Source organism: Geomicrobium sp. JSM 1781026 (assembly GCF_041949955.1).
In the GTDB taxonomy this organism is placed as follows: Bacteria; Bacillota; Bacilli; order Bacillales; family Marinococcaceae; genus Geomicrobium_A.
Window position 1 is genome coordinate 63244 of sequence record NZ_JBHFQF010000010.1, and the last position, 18878, is coordinate 82121.

The window sequence follows — 18878 nt, forward strand, 5'->3', positions numbered from 1 at the left end:
GAGGGGATTTATGATTGATATTGTGAAAGAACTGCGTAAGCCTGAACAAGTTTGGATTTTAGAAGCATTAACTCGCAGGGTGCCGCCAGGTGACGCCCGCACTGTTCGGGAGGTAGAAGGAAAACTTCGGCGCGCGCAGGCAGGTTTTGCCGGAGAAAAGCAGCTGTTTTTTTACCTGCAAAGTTTGGCAGGTAGTGCTGAGACTCATTTGTTGCTCCATAACGTACGCCTCGTAGACGAATCTGCATATCAAATGGATGTCGTCGTGCTCACCACTCGCTATGTGCTCATCCTCGAAGTCAAACACATTCATGGACTCGTTCACTTTGGCGACCATGACCAATTCACGCGCGAAGACACAAATGTTGAGATTTTCTCGAACCCCCTTGAGCAGTGTCTACGTCAAGAACGCCTCTTAAAACCTTTCTTGAATTCCACAACTTACCCGCTCATTTCCCAGTATTCAGCCGCGTCGTTTTCACATCAAACAAGACAATTTTAAGTGTATCTGAGGTGTGCAAAACAACTATTCGCGAACGCGTTTGGCGCGGCGACGCCGTTGTGTCCAAAATGAAAGAGTTGAATTTTCACGACAGTCATGACCAGATCTCAGTAAAAGAAATGTACCGGCTTGCCCATGTGATGATGCAGCACCATACACCGGCATGGTTGTCACCGCTAAAGTCTTTTGGGCTTACTTTCGAAGATCTTCAAAAAGGAATGTATTGTTTGCACTGTTTCGGTTACACACTTCAAAAAGAAAAATGGCATACGTATTGGATTTGTTCAGAATGCGGTAATCTTGAGCGCGAACCCTACTTGAGGGGATTGCATGATTATGGAATGCTGCATAAACGGATAATTACGAATCATGAAGCGCGAGAATTTTTAGAGGTGGCGGATCGATTTTATGTAAGAGAGTTATTATTAAGTGCTTCTGTTAACCGAATAGGCAAGTCTAAGCATATGAGATACAAATTAAGGATGCCACAAACGTGAGAATTCCCTCATAAACGTGTCTATGTGGGGTTTATAGGTTGAATTCGTCACTTATAAATTAAAAATCCCAACATAAAGCTAGTAAATTCCATCATAGCCAGTTGTGTGTTGGGATTTTTAACCAAAACAATCGTCCATCTAGTAAAAATCCCCACTTAGCCCCCGCCCTCCACAACGATCAACCCCAACCACCCCCTCGAAATAAAAAACATCCCTGATTCGTCAACCCCGACACAACCCCGTAACGCCAGTCTAATTCCCTCTTGTGTATTCCACCTTTTCCTGCTAAAATAGGATATTGCGAGTTAAGAAATGGGATTGTCCCTTTTTTATAGCTCCTTGCTCTTACACATGTAAGGGCCGTTTAGACCAAAGGGAGGTGACTAGAATGCGTAACTACGAGATTCTTTACATTCTTAGCCCACAATTGGATGAAGAGGCTGTGAAAGCGGCGAACGAGCGTTTTCAAAAAGTCCTTACTGACAATGGTGCTGAAATCACATCTGTTGATGATAAAGGAAGACGTCGTCTTGCTTATGAAATCAACGATTTCACTGAAGGCTATTATGTGATCTTGAAAGTACAAGCTGAAACTGTAGCGGTTAATGAATTTGACCGTCGTGTGAAGCTTACTGATGATGTAATCCGTACACTTGTCGTTCGAGATGACGACTAATTGAATAGAACAAAATAAAAGGGAGGGTTATGCATGATTAATCGCGTTGTACTTGTCGGCAGACTCACGCACGACCCGGAACTTCGTTATACGCCGAACGGTGTAGCGGTTGCGAATTTCAGCATTGCTGTTAACCGACCGTTTACGAACCAACAAGGCGAGCGTGAGGCTGATTTTTTTAGTTGCGTCGTTTGGAGAAAACAGGCTGAAAATGTTGCGAACTACTTGAAAAAAGGCAGCTTAGCAGGCATTGACGGACGTCTTCAAAGTCGTAGCTTTGAAAATCAAGAAGGCAAGCGCGTGAAAGTTGTGGAAGTGCAAGCTGAGAGCGTACAGTTTCTGGAGCCACGTGGCTCACAAAACTCTGGAGGCGGCGGTCGTTATGATCAAGGCGGCGGCTACCAAGGTGGAAACCAGTACAATCAAGGTGGCTACAACCAAGAACCGCAACGACAATCATCTAACCTAAATGACGATCCGTTTTCCAATGACGGAAAACCGATTGATATCTCTGATGACGATTTACCATTCTAATATGAAAGGAGCGAGACCACATGGCACGTCGTAGAGGCAAGCGTAGAAAGGTATGTTATTTCACGGTAAATAAGATCAAGCGCATCGATTACAAAGATGTGGATCTGCTTCGTAAGTTTGTATCTGAGCGTGGGAAGATTCTTCCACGCCGTGTAACAGGTACTTCTGCGAAATACCAACGTAAATTGACAATCGCAATTAAGCGTTCCCGTCAAGCAGCACTTCTTCCTTACGCGAAAGAAGTATAAGCAGATGACTAGAAGGGCCATCACCTCCAATCGTATGGAGAGGGTGGCTCTTTTTCGTTGGAAGGTGCACGCCTTTCATTTTATGGGTGAATGGGCTACAATAGATCAGTGAAAGCTATCGAATAGAAAAGACTTCGTTAGGCAGATGGGTGGTTACGAAAAGAAATGAATCAGTCACGCAGATTAACTGAAGGCGCAGTGATGGTTGCTGTGTTTGCAGTTCTTATCGCGCTATTATACATACCGCTTATTGCCCTCTTTACCATATGGTTTTTGCCATTACCTGTTATGATTTATACGGTTCGACACGGTGCAAAACCGGGTGCGATTGTGCTCGTTGTTGCAGCGCTCGTCAGTTTCCTGATCGGTTCGGTGTTGGCACTTCCAGCCATCCTTATTTTTGGTATCGGTGGGTATGTGACCGGATTGAGTTATGCACGAGGCAAAGGACCATTTCAAACGCTGTTTGCAGGTAGTGTAAGTTATGTACTATCAATCATCGTATTTTTTGTTTTCTCGAACCTCGTTCTTCAAGTGCATCCATTTGAAGCGATGGTCGACATTATGATTGAATCGACGAATTCGGCGGAGCAGTTGATTACGGCTGTTGGCGCTGATGTGAATGAAGAAGCGCTCACGCTATATCGTGAAATGGCACAAATGATTCCACAATACTCAGCGCTCATTATGATCTTTACGGGGGTTGTGTTTGCATTTTTAACTCAAGTTGTCGCTCATCCGATTTTACGCCGTTTTGTTAAAGGGAATTTTGGATTTCCACCGCTTCGTACGTGGTCATTGCCGACATTTTTCATTTGGGTATATTTGATCGGGATTGTATTTAGCTTGATTAGCTATAGTGATCCAGGATCGGGGCTATACATCTTTATGGCAAATGTATCTCCTATCCTTGAAGTTGCCATGATTATTCAAGGTGCGGCCGTCATGTTTTATTTTGCTCATGTGAAAAATATTTCTAGAGCGTTTCCGATTCTCATTTTAGTGTCGATTCTATTGGTACCATTTGTTGGTTTCCTTGTCAGAATGCTAGGGATTATCGATCTCGGTTTTGATTTGCGGAGTCGCATTAAGTCTGATAAGAAGTAGGGGTTGATCAGTTTGCCCAAAGTCACACATTATAAATGGTACTTGTATCCGACCATCCTTTTATTTGTGGCACTGACGGTCAGTGTTACCGCTTTGTTATTTTACCAATGGATTCTAGCTGTTATTGGATATGTCGTCATTGTTCTTCTTGGGGTCTTGTACTATTATATCCAATCCAATTATCAAAAAGAGCTCGGACAGTACATCTCCACGTTGACTCACCGTGTCAATCGAGCCGGTGAAGAGGCAGTGACGAACCTACCAGTAGGAATTATTCTTTATGATCAAAACTACAACATTCAATGGGTGAATCCGTATATCCACGACTTGCTGCCAGAAGAGTACCTCGGACATCCGTTGTCTATTATTTCGTCAGAGTTGCCCATTCTTTTAGAAGATAAAAGTCAGGAACATCGACTAAAACTAGGGGATCTTGAGCATTACGTATACGAGCGACCGAATGAACGGCTTCTCTATTTCTTTGATATGACCGAGACGGTTGAAACGAAAGAGCGTTACAACGAAGAGAAAACGGTTATTGGCATTATATTTCTCGATAATTATGATGAAGTCACGCAAAGCCTTGAAGATCAAGTGACGAGCTCTCTACGAAACAAAGTTGTAGGCTTATTGAATCAATGGGCGAATGAACATGATATTTTGCTCCGAAGTACGGATGATGACCGGTTTGTCGCTGTTTTTAATCAGCGTGCATTATCAGAGATTGAAACAAATCAATTTCAAATCATTGATCAAATTCGCGAAGAAACGTCTAAAGATCAAGTGTCTCTCACACTAAGCATCGGTATTGGAACAGGAGAGCGGACGATGCGTGAACTCGGCTCTCTCGCCCAATCGTCGCTTGACCTAGCGTTAGGCCGTGGTGGCGATCAAGTGGCGATCAAGGAAAAGAGTGGTCAAGTTCGTTTCTACGGAGGCAAATCAAATGCCGTTGAAAAACGAACGCGTGTGCGTGCACGTGTAATTTCTCATGCGTTACGTGATTTTGTTCGGGAAAGTAATCAAGTGATTGTCATGGGCCATAAAACGCCAGATATGGATGCGATTGGTGCGAGTATTGGTGTATTGAAAGTTGCTGAAGTGAATGATAAAGACGCTTATATCGTCGTTGACAATGAAAATGTAAGCCCTGATGTGCAAAAGCTCATGGATGAAGTGGAAAATCACGAATATTTATGGTCGCGATTCATCTCTCCAGCTGAAGCGTTAGAACAACTTACAAAGCAAACATTGCTCGTTGTCGTGGATACGCACAAACCGTCGCTCGTTATTGAGCCGAAGTTGTTGGAACGAGTGCACCGAGTCGTTGTGCTGGATCATCACCGTCGAGGTGAGGAATTTATTGAAAATCCTGCTCTTGTATACATGGAGCCCTATGCTTCATCAGCTTCAGAACTTGTTACGGAGCTTCTTGAATACCAGCCGAACAAAGTGAAGATGGACGCCCTTGAAGCAACTGCTATGCTAGCCGGAATGATGGTCGACACGAAGCATTTCAGTATTCGCACAGGTTCACGTACGTTTGAAGCGGCATCTTACCTAAAAGCGAACGGTGCCGACACAACAGCCGTTCAATTGCTCTTAAAAGAGGACTTAGAGAACTATAATGAAAGGTCTAAGCTCATTTCCCGTTCCGTGATTTATGGAAATGGCATGGCGATTGCGCGTGGTGAGGAGAATCAGAGCTATCATCAAGTGCTCATTGCCCAAGCGGCCGACACACTTCTCACAATGAATGATGTGAGGGCATCGTTTGTCATCTCTTATCGTTCGGATGGGCGGTTAAGCGTAAGTGCCCGGTCATTAGGAGATGTGAACGTACAGGTTATTATGGAGAAGCTGGGCGGTGGAGGTCATCTTACAAATGCCGCGACACAAATGGACGACACCACACTTCTTGAAGCTGAAAGCATGCTTAAAGAAGCCATTGATCAATATTTAGGAGGGACATCAAAGTGAAAGTCATTCTTAATCAAGACGTAAAAGGACAAGGGAAGAAAGGCGAGGTTAAAGACGTATCCGAAGGGTATGCTCGTAACTTCCTCTTAAAGAATAATTTGGCTGTAGAAGCCTCTTCAGGCAACCTTAAAGATCTTAAAGCAAAGAAACAAAGCGATGACAAAAAGGTTGAGGAAGAACGGCAAGCTGCTGAGGAAATGAAGCAGAAAATGGAAGCGACAGACATTGAGATGACCGCAAAAGCTGGTGAAGGTGGACGGCTATTTGGAGCGGTTTCGACGAAGCAAATCAATGAAGCCTTGAAAAATAAAGGTTTTAAAGTCGACAAAAGAAAAATTGAGCTCAATGATCCGATTCGCACGCTCGGTGTCACGAAAGTGCCGATTAAGATTCACCCGGAAGTCATTGCTACAGTTAATATCCACGTCAAAGAACAAAAGTGAAGTGAGAAATCGAGGAAGGAGGGGTTACAGTGTCCGAACAATGGCAGGAAGACCGATTGCCACCACAAAATATTGAAGCTGAGCAAGCGGTTCTCGGCGCAATATTTCTGGAAGAAGAGTCACTCGTAGCCGCCTCAGAACGGTTGCGCCCGGAAGATTTTTACCGGGCGTCACATCAGCGAATTTTTGAAGCTATGGTTGAGTTGTCTGATAAAGGGGAGCCTGTTGACCTCGTTACGGTAACATCAGAGCTTCAAGATCGTCATTGGCTTGAAGAAGCAGGTGGCGTCTCTTATTTGACCGACCTTGCCAATGCGGTCCCGACAGCTTCCAACGTGTCTCATTATTCGCGGGTTGTTGAAGAAAAGTCGTTACTTCGCCGCCTCATTCGTACAGCGACTTCTATTGCATCGGATGGTTATGAATCCGACCACGAAGTTGATGATGTGTTAAGTGATGCGGAGCGCATGATTTTGGAAGTCTCCAACCGAAGAACGTCAGGGGCGTTTGTGTCCATTAAAGATGTGCTGATGGAGACGTATGACAACATTGAAATGTTACAAGGACGTGGGGACGCCCTCACCGGGGTCTCCAGCGGTTTTCAAGATTTGGACCGGATGACAGCAGGCTTTCAAAGAAGTGACCTCATTATCGTTGCCGCAAGACCTTCAATGGGGAAAACGGCATTTGCTTTGAACATTGCCCAAAACATTGCAACGAAAAGCGATGAAAATGTTGCGATCTTTAGTTTGGAGATGGGGGCATCCCAGCTCGTACAACGGATGCTCTGCGCCGAAGGGAACATTGACGGAACTCGTCTGCGTACCGGTCAGCTCATCGAAGAAGATTGGGAGAAGTTGGCGATGGCGATGGGCTCCCTTTCTCGAGCAGGCATTTATATCGATGATTCCCCAGGGATTACCGTCGCTGATATTCGCGCAAAATGCCGCCGACTCAAACAAGAGCGCGGACTCGGGATGATCTTAATCGATTATTTACAGCTCATCCAAGGCCGTGGCACAGAAAGCCGCCAACAAGAAGTTTCTGAGATCTCAAGGAACTTAAAAGCAATCGCGAGAGAACTAGACGTACCTGTTATCGCGCTATCTCAGCTATCCAGAGGTGTGGAATCAAGACAGGATAAACGACCGATGATGAGTGACTTGAGAGAATCAGGAAGTATTGAGCAAGATGCTGATATCGTTTCTTTTTTATTTCGAGAAGACTATTACGATCACGACGCCGAAAATCAGAATATGATCGAAATCATTATCGCGAAACAACGTAACGGTCCGGTAGGCAGTGTGGAGCTTGCGTTTATTAAAGAATACAATAAATTCGTCAACCTTGACCGAAGGCACGACGAAAATATGGCGCCCCCTGGGGCTTAGCGAAGAGTTCAGCTCTTCGTTTTTTTTATATTGATGACGGGTCTGGAGTTCTGTAATACGAATGAATATAGATATTTATAAATTAATGTTCGGATTTACTTTGACCTATTCGGGTTATTTTGCTAAAATGAACTTCGGTAAACGTATAAATAATGAACAATTATCCTACTGGAAGAGGTGAGTCTTTTGTCATCCATCGTTATCGTAGGCACGCAATGGGGAGACGAAGGCAAGGGGAAGATTACAGACTATTTATCGGAGAATGCGGAAGTCGTTGCCCGATATCAAGGGGGAAACAACGCCGGTCATACGATTAAGTTTGGCGGAGAGACTTATAAATTGCACTTGGTACCTTCCGGGATTTTTTATAAAAATAAAACGTGTGTGATTGGAAACGGCATGGTTATTGATCCTAAAGCGCTCGTGGAAGAGTTGAAAGGCCTTGAAGACCGGGGTGTGGATACGAGCAACCTTCGAATTAGCAACCGCGCGCATGTGATCCTTCCGTATCATATTAAGCAAGACATTGTGGAAGAAGAAAGCAAAGGTGCGAGCAAGATTGGTACGACGAAGAAAGGCATTGGTCCCGCGTACATGGATAAAGCCGCGCGCGTTGGGATTCGAATCGCTGATCTATTAGAAAAAGAAGAATTTGAGAAGAAGCTTTCTAGAAATCTCATCGAAAAAAACCGTCTACTTGAGAAGATTTATGAAACAGAAGGGTTTACGGTAGAAGAAATTCTAGATACGTATTATGCGTATGGTCAGCAGCTTGCAAAGTACGTTTGTGACACGTCTGTCGTGTTGAACGATCGCATTGATCAAGGAAAGCGTGTCTTGTTTGAAGGCGCGCAAGGAGTCATGCTCGATATTGATCAAGGCACATATCCGTTTGTGACGTCGTCGAATCCGATTGCTGGAGGGGTGACGATTGGTTCGGGTGTAGGGCCTTCAAAGATCCATAAAGTCGTTGGCGTTTCAAAAGCGTATACGACACGCGTAGGGGATGGTCCGTTCCCGACAGAATTGACGAATGAAATTGGGGATCGCATTCGCGACATCGGCAACGAATACGGGACGACAACCGGCCGCCCTCGCCGCGTTGGCTGGTTTGACTCAGTCGTTGTTCGCCATGCGAGACGCGTGAGTGGGATTACAGACTTGTCCTTGAACTGTCTTGATGTGTTGAGTGGTCTTGATACAGTTAAGATTTGCACAGCGTATGAGTACGAAGGGGAACGTCTTGAAGAATTCCCAGCTAGCTTGAACATTTTGGCAAAATGTAAGCCAATCTATGAAGAAATGCCCGGTTGGCACGAAGACATTACCGGTGCGAAGACGTTAGGTGACTTACCAGCAAACGCCCGTCACTATGCGGAGCGTGTGTCGCAACTGACAAACATTCCGCTCAGTGTATTTTCAGTCGGTCCTGACCGCACGCAAACGAACGAAGTTCGCGGTGTTTGGGGATTATAAGAATTTACATACATCTCATAGATGAGTCTATGGGGTGTATTTTTTTAGAGTTGTCTTGTGTCAGAATGTTCTGTTTGGTTTATACTAAAAGTAAGAGTGGTTGGTCTACTTTTTTGAAGTTTCTTAGTAGGGTGATAGAGGGTAAAGCGTTACAAACAACAAGAAAGCGAGGGCAACGGTATGAAATTTCTAATTAATGGTGAATGGACAGGTGACCAACTCGAACAAATCGAGGTCATCAATCCAGCAAATAATGAAGTTGTCGACACCGTTCCAAAAGGCGGGCAAAAAGAAGCGGAAGCAGTCGTGGATGCGGCAGCAAAAGCGTTACAACCGTGGAAGTCACTCACTGCAGAGGAGCGGTCAGCAAAGCTTGAGAAATGGCATGCGCTCATTGGAGACAATCACGAAGAATTGGCAAGAACGATGACGAAAGAACAAGGCAAGCCGCTAAAAGAATCTAGAGGTGAGATTACGTACGCCAATTCGTTTATTAAGTGGTATGCAGAAGAAGGCAAAAGAGTGTACGGGGAAACGATTCCCGCCTCTGCACCGAATAAACGAATTTTCGTGTCAAAACAGCCTGTTGGTGTTGTTGCCGTTATTACACCGTGGAATTTCCCAGCAGCGATGATTACGCGTAAGATTGCTCCAGCACTTGCCGTCGGCTGTACGGTGATTATTAAGCCTGCAACAGAAACGCCGCTGACGGCGTTGAAACTTGCGGCTTTAGCAGAAGAAGCAGGCATTCCTAAAGGTGTCGTCAATGTGATTACAGGAAAAGCGAGCGACATATCAAACGTATGGCAAAATGATGATCGCGTGCGCAAATTGACGTTTACCGGTTCTACAGAAGTCGGACGAACGTTAATGGAAGGTGCAGCAAAGAACATTAAAAAGATTTCACTTGAGCTTGGCGGTCACGCGCCGATTGTCGTGCTCGAAGATGCTGATGTTGATAACGCTGTAGAGCAGGCCATTGCTTCAAAGTTCCGTAATGCTGGACAAACGTGTGTGTGCGCAAACCGCATTTATGTCGCGGAAGCCATTGAAGAAGAATTTGTGGAAAAAATGAAAGCTGGCGTAGAGAAGTTGAAAGTCGGCTACGGATTGGACGACGGAGTTGATATCGGACCGATGATCAATGAAGAAGCGGTCGATAAAGTGATTGAGCATATTGAAGATGCGAAACAAAAAGGGGCAAAGGTCGTTACGGGTGGAACGAAGAAGGACGGGCTCTATTTGATGCCTACCGTGGTTTCAGGTGTGACCGAAGAGATGGCGTGTATGAATGAAGAAACATTTGGGCCTCTCGCACCGATTTCCACATTTAAGACCGATGAAGAAGCCATACAACGTGCGAATGATACGATCTATGGTCTCGCTGCTTACTTGTTCACAAGTGACATCGCTAAAGCCGTGCGACTGACCGAAGAGCTAGAGTACGGTATTGTTGGATTGAACGACGGTGGCCCTTCAACTGCGCAAGCGCCATTTGGTGGTTGGAAGCAAAGCGGTATTGGCCGAGAAGGCGGCCACCACGGGATTGAAGAGTATCTTGAAACAAAGTATATCTCTTTAAAGCTATAAGTAGTGCTTCTTTATAGAAAGGTAGTAGAGACTTCGACACGGATGCCGACAAGCTGCTTCGGCATCCGTTTTATCATGTCAGAGCGAAGTTGCGTTGCCTAAACCGGCCATCCTTGTTGTGTCCATCAAAAGAAGCGGATTTGTATCGAACGTTCATACAATCGTTTGAACCGCTATGAAGGCGTATAGGGGAGCCTGTGTGAGCCTCCCCCAACGCCTTACAATCCAACAGCGTCTGCTTGTCCGAGCGTTTTCTCGTAGTACACAAACGGTTCGCTCCGAGCTTCCGTGAGCAGTTCGCCGACTTTTGTATAGCCGAGCTTATGAAATAGTCGCATAGCTTTCGTGTTTAAGGAGTACGTATCGACTTTTATCGAAGTGTGCCCTCGCTCGAGCGCGACGTGTTCAGCATACGTAAATAGTGCAGCAGCCACCCCGCGATTTCTCGTATCTGGATTCACTGCGAGTCGGTGTAGCGTGATGGCATCTTTATGAAGATCGGTCCATGTGAGCTCATCGTACTCAGTGGCAAATGCTTGATTTATGACGATAAATCCTTCAATACGTTCTTCAACAAATACATACAGTTCTTGATTGGTAATATCAGTGGCAAAGTGTTTGAGTGTTGGGTATTGATCGTTCCACTGGTCACTACCCTCGTCGTTCATCTGTGTAACGGCTCGTTTGGCAATCGATACAATGCCAGAAAGGTCTTCCATTTGTGCTAAGCGAATCATCAGTTGTCCTCCTGTTCTGCACGTATCATTATAACGCGAGCAGTGTAGAAGAATTTTCTGAAAACATATTGACAACGTATTTTGCGATCGTATATAATACAGTCAAATAAAGTTGACGGAGTGAGAAAGGCATGATGAGTAAATGAAAGATGTGTTCATAATGACGAAGTACGCACAATTAAAAGCTGTGAGCGATCCGTTTCGAGGGAATCTACTCACGCACTTTGGCACCGAACCGATTACCGGACAACAGCTTGCAGAAAAATTGGATCTGTCTCGTTCAAAGATTCACTATCATCTGAACGAACTTGAGAAAAATGGCATTATCCATATTGTGAAACGGGAAGAGAAAAACGGAATTTTACAAAAGTTCTATCAGCCTGTCGCCCTATCCTTTCTTGTTGATGAACAATTGCTTAACTTTGTTGAAGGCTCGGGTGGTGAAAAGACCGGGTATAAAAGCGCATCATTTCGTGGGGATGATGAAGCCCGTCAGAAGTTTCTTACTCACGTATCAGACGCGATCGACGAAGGCCGAAAGCGATACGCCAAAGATGAAGGGGAAACGTTTACGATTAGCATGAGCTGGACACCGAAAAGCTAAACCGTCTATGTCTTTTCAGCCATAGACGTTCATTTTACCCGAACGGTCAATTTATTTTGACTGAATAAATTCAATCACTCAGGAGGTTTTTTTATATGAAACAAATTCTGAAAAATTTTAACTTTGTCATTTTGTTACTTGGTCGAAGTTTATCAAACGTCGGAAGCAGTTTGTACTCGGTCGCGGCGATGTGGCTCGTTTACGAACTTGGCGGATCAACCTTCTATACAGGATTGGCGCTTTTCTTGACGCAAATGCCTGCGATATTGCAAATTCTGCTCGGACCGATGATTGATCGATTTCACGTGAAACGCCTGCTCGTAGGCACACAAATGCTTCAAGTCGTATTACTGCTCATCGTTCCCGTGGCACATGCTTTTGGCATTCTTACGATCGCTGTTGTTCTAACGGTCATGCCTGTTGTTTCACTTTGCAATCAATTTTTGTATCCTACGCAGCTCTCATTATTGCCGAAAATTTTGAAAAAAGAGCAGTTAACGAAAGGGAATTCATTATTTGCGGTTGCTTATCAAGGTACAGATGCCCTCTTTAATGCGATTGCTGGCCTGTTGCTTACAGTTGTTGGAGCGATAGCGATTTTCTACATAAACAGTCTCACATTTCTGTTATCGGCCGCGTTACTTATGTTGCTTCGCATCCCTTTCACAAAAATAGTAGAGCAACATTCAGAAAAACCATCGGCACGATCGATGGTTACCGACTACATCGGCCAATTAAAAGAAGGCATCACCGTTTTAATGCACCCATTTTTCAGGAATTTACTCGGCGGCGTTGTTTTCGTCAATCTAGCAGGTGCGGGCATGTTTGCCGTTCTCCCTGCTTTCAGTGCCGCACATGGTGGACCAGAATATTACGGGTTATTTTTATCAGCTGCGGGAATTGGCGTCATTGTCGGAGCCGCACTCGTATCGGTGTTAAAGCTTGACCGCATTAAAGTAGGGCGGTTGTATGCCGGAGTGATTGCGATTAATGGCGTTTGCATGGTCGTGCTCACAATGATTCCAAACCCATGGGTATCGATTCTTCTCTTCGGCTTGGCTTGGTTGCCTGCTGGCATTATTAATGTCAGTTCACAAGTCATTATCCAATCCGCGATACCGAGTCATTTGCTTGGTCGCGTAATGGCTGCTGTCATGGGAATATCTGCGGGAATAGCTCCAGTCGGGGCATTGCTCGGTGGTTCTGTCGGAGCGATTCTCACAAGCGATGCAGTCATTCTATTTAGTGGAATCATCATGTTAATTGTAGCGGTTATTTGGACGTTTAATCGCACCATGAAAAAAATCCCTGCAGTGAAAGACTTAACTCCAGAAACATTTCAACTCGGATAGAAACCGATGCGGTGGGCATAATGATAATGTTCACCGCCCATTCAAATAAGAAGTGTCCGAAGGGGGAGTGAAACGCGAATTTATGGTAGAATAAAGAGGTTGTTTCTCGCACCTTCGAGGTCGATCATTGATTTCCTGCATAAACTTAAAAAAACCGTTGCAAAACAGAAATAGACATGCTAAGATAAATCTTGTCTTTCATTAAGAAACGAGAGCCATTAGCTCAGCTGGTAGAGCATCTGACTTTTAATCAGAGGGTCGGAGGTTCGAGTCCTCCATGGCTCACCATTTACATATTGCCAACTTCATCTTACAATAGAGTAAGCGTACTATGTACGTAACTCGAAGTAAGAACGAAGTGGTTGAAAAATCCGCCGCTTTATACTCGATTTTGAAAAGGAAGCAAGAAGGTCGAGGAAATGATTGAGCGAGTGAGTGAGCGTACACCGTACGTGACTCGAACGAACGAAAGAAATTGACGAAGAGATTCGCCGCTTATTCTTTAAAACAAATAGTATTTAAAAGAAGCAAGGAGTTCGCGGAAGCGACTGACTGAACGAGTGAGTGTACAACGTACACGACTCGAGTGAGGGAAGGAAGCTGACAAAGAAATCCGCCGCTTATTTTAAATAATAGGGGCCTGTGGTGTAGCGGTTAACATGCCTGCCTGTCACGCAGGAGATCGCGGGTTCGATTCCCGTCAGGCCCGCCATTTATAATTGGCTCGATAGCTCAGTCGGTAGAGCAGTAGACTGAAAATCTACGTGTCGGCGGTTCGATTCCGTCTCGAGCCACCATTTGATTGTCTGTCATTCGTATATTCAATCAAATCACTTACGACATTTATGAAACAGCGTTAAGCTAGACCCTGAATCTTATGATTCAGGGTTTTTTTATCGGGGATTTGGATGGCTGTGTTACAATAGAGACGGACAAATAAGTAGACAAGCGTTCATATAAATGGGGCTCCAATAAACAAATCTACGAGAATCGGGGAGATTGTGACATGAACGAAAAAATACTCGTGGTTGATGATGAAAAACCAATTGCAGATATACTAGAGTTTTCCTTAAAGAAAGAAGGATTTGAAGTAGAGGTTGCGTATGATGGCGATGAGGCTGTAAATAAAGTAGAGTCTTTCCAGCCAGATCTTATTCTCCTGGACATTATGTTGCCGAATCGCGATGGCATGGAAGTGTGTCGAGAAGTACGGAAGAACTATGACATGCCAATCATTATGCTGACAGCGAAGGACTCAGAAATAGATAAGGTGTTAGGTTTAGAGCTAGGCGCCGATGATTATGTAACGAAGCCATTTAGCACGAGGGAGCTGTTGGCCCGTGTGAAAGCGAACATTCGCCGATTGCAAGTTGCGCCTGCGCAAGATAAGCAAAAGAGCGGGGAAATGGAAATTGGCGGACTTACGATTGACCCAGAAGCGTATCTCGTTCGAAAGCGCGGTGAGCCAATCGAGCTTACGCACCGAGAGTTTGAACTCATTCATTACTTGGCTCGTCATATTGGACAAGTGATGACCCGCGAACATTTACTTCAGTCGGTGTGGGGATATGACTACTTTGGGGATGTACGTACCGTCGATGTGACCGTGCGGAGGTTACGTGAAAAGGTTGAAGACAACCCGAGCTACCCAATTTGGATTATTACACGCCGGGGTGTAGGTTATTATTTGCGTCATCCTGAACAGGAGTAATGCTGCATGGAGAAAATCCTTAACTTCTTTAAGTCTTTCCAATTTAAGTTAATTGCGATTTATGTGCTTTTGCTGCTCATTGCGACGCAAATTATCGGTGCGACGTTTATGACCTCTCTAGAAAGCCAAACGATCCAAAACTATAACGACTACCTCGACGATCGGGGTAGTCTGCTTGCGAATAACGCGGCGGAGATTATGATGGAAAATCGTTCCGATGATGATGAAGTCGACCCTCAAACCCAAGTGCGTCAAGAAATGAATGAACAAGTTGATCTATTGTTTGGGGATCCGAATGAGCATGTAGAAGTGGTGGATAGCAATGCGACGATCATTACTTCAGCAGCACAATCGTTAGTCGGGCAACGGAATACAGACATACAAATCTCAAGAGCTTTGTTTGGGCATGAGCAACAAGCTGAAACATACATGAATCCTGATACCGGGGATCGTACGCGCGTCATTATAGAAAAAATAGAAGGCAACAACGATCAAATTATCGGGGTTGTCCAAATTCGTGCGTCGCTAGAAGACTCGTATGAACAGGTGACTGAAATTAATGCGATTTTTACGTGGAGTGCGGTCATTGCCCTTGTGATTACAGCGATTATCGGTATCGTTCTTTCGCGAACGATTACGCGACCGGTATTGGATATGCAAAAGCAAGCGAAACGAATGAGTGACGGCGATTTTAGCCGACAAGTTCGTGTGTACGGTAGTGATGAAATTGGACAGTTGGCAACGTCGTTTAATACGCTAACGCTTAGTTTGAAAGAAGCGAATGCAACAACTGAAGGTGAACGTCGTAAGTTAAGCTCTGTACTTTCGCACATGACGGACGGGGTTATTGCTACAGATGAGTTAGGGAGAATCATTCTTTTGAATCGCCAAGCTGAAATTCTTCTGTCTATGTCGAGTGACGAAGCAATGGGTCAACTGCTACCGGACTTGTTACAACTATCGGATCAAGTAACCCCGAGTAAGCTCTATGACTATTCGGATTCAATGATACTTGATTTTAGTGATGAAAAAAGCACGTATTTGTTGGAAGCGAACTTCAGTGTGATTCGCCATGAAGACGGGCCGATAACCGGGCTTATTACCGTTCTTCATGATGTGACTGAACAAGAGAAGATTGCTAGTGAGCGTCGTGAGTTTGTCTCCAATGTGTCCCATGAGTTAAGAACACCACTCACGACACTAAAGAGTTATATGGAAGCTTTAGAAGACGGTGCGCTGGAAGATCCTGAGCTTGCGCCACGCTTTTTAGGTGTTGCCCAAACGGAAACGGAGCGGATGATCCGTCTCGTAAATGACTTGTTGCAGCTTTCGAAAATGGATCGTGATGATATACACCTTAATAAATACGACTATAACCTTATCGCTTGGCTCCATGAAGTGTTGGACCGATTTGACATGATGGTTAAAGACAAAAACATTGGGTTCGAGCGTCAACTCCCACCTTATCCAGTGCGCATTCAAATCGATCGTGACAAAATGACACAAGTGATTGATAACATTATTTCCAATGCGATTAAATATTCCCCTGATGGTGGGACGATTACGGTTGGTACAGACTTGCAAGAAGAAGGGGCCGTTATCTACGTACAAGACGAAGGAATGGGCATACCAAGAGAGAATTTACACAAGATTTTTCAGCGTTTTTATCGAGTCGACAAAGCCCGTGCTCGTAACTTGGGTGGAACAGGTCTTGGGCTTGCGATTGCCAAGGAAATGGTAGAAGCTCACGGTGGAACGATTGCTGTGAGTAGTGAATGGAAAAAAGGAACGACGATTACCATTCGTTTACCATATACAACGTTCAGTGAAGGCGGGTGGAGCTCGTGACAGAACGAATCAAGTCAGGGGTGCTGATTGTTCTCATCCTCTCCAGTTTATTGCTTACATGGCAACTATGGACGTATCAACCGAACCTAGAAGTTCTTGATGAAGGGGGATACACAACAGAGAGTATCGGTGAAACAGCTGCAACCGATGACATCATTAAGCCAGCAAACATTATTTACCATGTCGAAGACGAACGATTTATGACGTATGGAAATAACAGTATAGAAACGGAGAGGCTTCTCGATGACTTGAACAGTCATGGTCAATCAGATTTTGAAGTTATTGAGAATCCGAATTCTTCTTTGGATTTGTATCCGGACACAGATTTTATTGAACTGAGCTTTCCAACTGGCATTCCACCTGAGTTGGTCCAACAACTCCTCAATGAAGATGCGGATTTGTTAATGGATACCGATACCTCTTTTGAACGAATTATTCTCTATGAAAATCAAGAAGATACGGTCATTCGTTATCTTTCCTTTGATGGCGAAGAATCTGTAGAAGCTCGGGTGAACATTAACCCATCAGTATTTCGAAGTAACTATTTATACAACTATGAGGTGGATAATGTGTACCCGGTGTACAGTGAACTGGCTGGAGGCACGGGGGAGCGCTTAGATAAGCCTCTTTATTTACCGATCGAACCTGTATATTATACGAACAGAAGTTATGAAATTGAGACGTCAGACTACATTTCACCAGCTGCATTTGAGCCGTTATTGTTCGATGAAGAGCCGATTCCAGTGTCAGAACAGAGTATTTACATTGGCAGTTCTCAACAAATGACGGTGAGCAGCAACAACGACTTTTTGGAGTTTACAGATGTGACGGTACCTGTCACCCAATCGGAAAACCCTGACCAAATTGTCCAGGATGCGATTAATTACGTAAACTTGCACGGAGGATTCACTGAGAAATATCAGCTTTACGGGTATGGGTCTGACCGCGCAAATGTAGAGGAAGATGAGTATGCTCGTTTCCGACTCGTCGAAGACGGAGTGCCGGTATTGGATTCTTCAAATGACGGCTATATCAATGTAATGAGAAGCTACAATGAAGTCATATCCAATTATACGAGGCCTTTGTATACACTTGGAAGGTTTCAAAGTGAGCTTGCTTCGTCTGAGCAATTGCCACACGGTGAAAGAGTTTGGGAGAGTATAGGCGAAGACCGAGAAGAAATTACGGACGTTCGTGTCGGGTATACAATTCATCGAGAGCAAGGCATTACCGAGACGATCAGTTTCGAGCCTGAATGGTATGTGTTGTTAAACAATGTTTGGCAGCCGATCGACTTTGGTTCGGAGGAGGATTCATATGGATTGGAGTAGAACAAAAACGATTTTTATTGTGACATTCTTATTCTTGAATACTTTCCTCGCTTACCAACTCGTTGATAAGCAATCGTATGAAAATATTTTAAGTGAGCAAAACGAGAATGAACAAACTTTTGAAGAGCTCGTAGAGACGGAGAATATCGTCATCGATGCAGAGTTACCCGAACACGAGAACTTGCCGCAACTAATTGTAGAAACAGCACCTGTTTCCTATGATATTGTGGAAGAGTTTTATGGCAGTAATTCTTGGTTTGAAGACTTGGATGAAGATATTGTAGATGGGTCTCTTGAATTAACATTAATTCTTAGCTCTAACTTTTCTGTCGATGACGGCTTATTTAGTAGCGTGAACGCGTTTGTTGAAGAGCAAATATTAGAAGGTGAGTATTACAGCTTTGGTGGAATGGCAAATGCGGAGAACACAGACAACGTCGAAATGAATTTCTACCGTGACCATGAAGGGTATACACTCTATGGGAGTGGAGGCAATGCTCACCTCGTCATTACCGTGAATGAGAGTCGAGAAATTACAGTTGCAGAACAACAGTTTCTTAACATTGATGTGAGAGAAGAATTTGAGGAGCTGGAATTAATTACAGCGGCAGATGCAATTGAGGCGTTAATCGACGAACAGGTCGTGACGAGAAATGCGACGATTCATGATGTAGAGCTTGCCTATTATAGTGCCAATACAGATGGTGAAAGGGCCGTATACATTCCGGTCTACCGCATTCGAGCGAGTGATGATGTATATGAAGAGGATCCTCCATTTGGTGATTTTTATATTGTGAATGCCGATAGTGGACGGGTCACGTCAGATGAGTCGCTCAGTGATGAATAATAGG

Annotated in this window: 18 protein-coding genes and 3 tRNA genes; 20 read left to right on the top strand and 1 reads right to left on the bottom strand. The window is 44.5% G+C overall.

The window, feature by feature from the left end; genetic code table 11:
* Positions 1–10: 10 nt before the first annotated feature.
* The 11 genes from ACE1TF_RS16770 (at position 11) to ACE1TF_RS16820 (ending at position 10444) form a co-directional block, all read left to right on the top strand.
* Positions 11–502 carry a nuclease-related domain-containing protein gene (locus ACE1TF_RS16770; protein ID WP_375018483.1) on the top strand — a complete coding sequence of 164 codons (492 nt, stop codon included), beginning with the start codon at positions 11–13 and terminating at the stop codon, positions 500–502.
* 11 nt (positions 503–513) lie between these two features.
* A complete protein-coding gene (locus tag ACE1TF_RS16775) occupies positions 514–999 on the top strand; it encodes a hypothetical protein (RefSeq protein ID WP_375018485.1) in 486 nt (161 codons plus the stop codon).
* 388 nt (positions 1000–1387) lie between these two features.
* Positions 1388–1675, top strand: a complete 288-nt coding sequence (gene rpsF / locus ACE1TF_RS16780; protein ID WP_042399573.1) for a 30S ribosomal protein S6 — start codon at positions 1388–1390, stop codon at positions 1673–1675.
* Positions 1676–1708: 33 nt separating this feature from the next.
* Positions 1709–2209, top strand: coding sequence for a single-stranded DNA-binding protein (gene ssb, locus ACE1TF_RS16785; protein ID WP_042425742.1), 501 nt, complete (start codon positions 1709–1711; stop codon positions 2207–2209).
* Positions 2210–2229: 20 nt separating this feature from the next.
* The gene (gene rpsR, locus ACE1TF_RS16790) at positions 2230–2457 is read left to right on the top strand and encodes a 30S ribosomal protein S18 (RefSeq protein ID WP_042399576.1); all 228 of its coding nucleotides are present in this window, start codon (positions 2230–2232) and stop codon (positions 2455–2457) included.
* 165 nt (positions 2458–2622) lie between these two features.
* Positions 2623–3564, top strand: coding sequence for a YybS family protein (locus ACE1TF_RS16795; RefSeq protein ID WP_042399578.1), 942 nt, complete (start codon positions 2623–2625; stop codon positions 3562–3564).
* A 12-nt stretch (positions 3565–3576) separates the two neighbouring features.
* The gene (locus ACE1TF_RS16800) at positions 3577–5544 is read left to right on the top strand and encodes a DHH family phosphoesterase (RefSeq protein ID WP_375018488.1); all 1968 of its coding nucleotides are present in this window, start codon (positions 3577–3579) and stop codon (positions 5542–5544) included.
* Positions 5541–5987 (top strand): 50S ribosomal protein L9, encoded by a 447-nt coding sequence (gene rplI / locus ACE1TF_RS16805; RefSeq protein WP_042425750.1) that lies wholly within the window; start codon positions 5541–5543, stop codon positions 5985–5987. Before ACE1TF_RS16800 ends, rplI begins: the two co-directional genes overlap by 4 nt.
* A 29-nt stretch (positions 5988–6016) precedes the next feature.
* Complete coding sequence (dnaB, locus tag ACE1TF_RS16810; protein ID WP_375018490.1) at positions 6017–7378, top strand: replicative DNA helicase; 1362 nt, start codon at positions 6017–6019, stop codon at positions 7376–7378.
* A gap of 186 nt (positions 7379–7564) precedes the next feature.
* Entirely contained in the window at positions 7565–8854 is a 1290-nt protein-coding gene (locus ACE1TF_RS16815) for an adenylosuccinate synthase (protein WP_042399581.1), read from the top strand.
* A 180-nt stretch (positions 8855–9034) separates the two neighbouring features.
* On the top strand, positions 9035–10444 hold the full coding sequence (locus ACE1TF_RS16820) for an NAD-dependent succinate-semialdehyde dehydrogenase (protein WP_375018493.1): 1410 nt from the start codon (positions 9035–9037) through the stop codon (positions 10442–10444).
* Positions 10445–10662: 218 nt separating this feature from the next.
* Here ACE1TF_RS16820 and ACE1TF_RS16825 read toward each other — a convergent pair whose 3' ends face one another.
* The gene (locus ACE1TF_RS16825) at positions 10663–11181 is read right to left on the bottom strand and encodes a GNAT family N-acetyltransferase (protein ID WP_375018495.1); all 519 of its coding nucleotides are present in this window, start codon (positions 11179–11181) and stop codon (positions 10663–10665) included.
* 160 nt (positions 11182–11341) lie between these two features.
* Here ACE1TF_RS16825 and ACE1TF_RS16830 point away from each other — a divergent pair, with 160 nt between their 5' ends.
* From ACE1TF_RS16830 to yycI, 9 genes are all read left to right on the top strand, one after another.
* On the top strand, positions 11342–11785 hold the full coding sequence (locus ACE1TF_RS16830; protein ID WP_238544599.1) for an ArsR/SmtB family transcription factor: 444 nt from the start codon (positions 11342–11344) through the stop codon (positions 11783–11785).
* Positions 11786–11880: 95 nt separating this feature from the next.
* Complete coding sequence (locus ACE1TF_RS16835) at positions 11881–13137, top strand: MFS transporter (RefSeq protein ID WP_375018497.1); 1257 nt, start codon at positions 11881–11883, stop codon at positions 13135–13137.
* A 212-nt stretch (positions 13138–13349) separates the two neighbouring features.
* Positions 13350–13425 (top strand) — tRNA-Lys (locus ACE1TF_RS16840).
* A gap of 348 nt (positions 13426–13773) precedes the next feature.
* Positions 13774–13849 (top strand) — tRNA-Asp (locus ACE1TF_RS16845).
* A 9-nt stretch (positions 13850–13858) separates the two neighbouring features.
* Positions 13859–13934: transfer RNA gene (locus ACE1TF_RS16850), tRNA-Phe, on the top strand.
* A 209-nt stretch (positions 13935–14143) separates the two neighbouring features.
* Positions 14144–14848: a response regulator YycF gene (gene yycF / locus ACE1TF_RS16855; RefSeq protein WP_042399589.1), complete on the top strand. Its 705-nt coding sequence runs from the start codon at positions 14144–14146 to the stop codon at positions 14846–14848.
* A 6-nt stretch (positions 14849–14854) separates the two neighbouring features.
* A complete protein-coding gene (gene walK / locus ACE1TF_RS16860; RefSeq protein WP_375018500.1) occupies positions 14855–16696 on the top strand; it encodes a cell wall metabolism sensor histidine kinase WalK in 1842 nt (613 codons plus the stop codon).
* Entirely contained in the window at positions 16693–18027 is a 1335-nt protein-coding gene (locus ACE1TF_RS16865; protein WP_042399597.1) for a YycH family regulatory protein, read from the top strand. The genes walK and ACE1TF_RS16865 overlap by 4 nt, the downstream gene beginning before the upstream one ends.
* The gene (gene yycI, locus ACE1TF_RS16870) at positions 18014–18874 is read left to right on the top strand and encodes a two-component system regulatory protein YycI (protein WP_042399599.1); all 861 of its coding nucleotides are present in this window, start codon (positions 18014–18016) and stop codon (positions 18872–18874) included. Before ACE1TF_RS16865 ends, yycI begins: the two co-directional genes overlap by 14 nt.
* Positions 18875–18878 lie beyond the last annotated feature (4 nt).